The 692-nt window shown below is 62.7% G+C and carries 2 protein-coding genes; both read left to right on the forward strand.

Annotation, left to right across the window (positions count from 1 at the left end):
• Nucleotides 1-227, forward strand: a 227-nt coding sequence (locus tag NZU74_20455; protein MCS6883700.1) for a hypothetical protein, incomplete at its 5' end; no start/stop codon positions are given.
• The coding region (locus NZU74_20460; GenBank protein MCS6883701.1) for a TIGR00268 family protein at nt 224-692 on the forward strand (469 nt) is incomplete at its 3' end. The genes NZU74_20455 and NZU74_20460, both read left to right, overlap by 4 nt.

A 692-nucleotide genomic window follows, 5' to 3' on the forward strand; every position in this document is an offset into this window, starting at 1 on the left:
AGCTGCAAACCGAAATCTTTGCTGGGCGCATCATCGTGCGCACTACGGTCAAAATCCACTGGCGCGACCCGAATGACCCTAATCCGCGCCAAACACTTGACTTGGGCGTGGTGGAGTTCGAGTTTCGGAAGTTCCCGCAACGCAGATGGCTGTTCATCTCTTACGAGGACTGGCGGCTGATACGCATCGAGGCGACTGCGCCCGGACTGGAGAGCTTCGGACTATGACGCCTGAGCTGCAGCAGAAGTACGAACGGTTGCAGGCGATTTTGCACGCGATGGACAGCGTGGCGGTGGGGCTGTCGGGCGGCGTGGATAGCACGCTGCTGGTGAAGGTCGCCTACGACACGCTGGGCGAGCGTTGCCTCGCCGTGATTGGCAAGTCGGAGGCGTTTCCTGAAGGCGAGATTGAGCAGGCGTTGCAGCTGGCGCAGCAAATCGGCGTGCGCGTGCGCGTCGTGCCCACCCACGAGCTGCAGAACCCCCTGTTTCAGGTGAACCGTCCTGACCGTTGCTATCACTGCAAAACCGAGCTGTTCAGCGTGTTGCGCCGTGTCGCCGACGAGGAAGGCATCCGCTGGATTGCCGACGGCTCTCATCTGGACGACACGGGCGATTATCGCCCCGGCATGCGGGCAGCGCAGGAGCACGGCGTGCGCGCCCCGCTGCTGGAAGCGGGCTTCACCAAAGCCG

Source organism: Chloroflexaceae bacterium, from assembly GCA_025057155.1.
Lineage (GTDB): Bacteria > Chloroflexota > Chloroflexia > Chloroflexales > Chloroflexaceae > JACAEO01.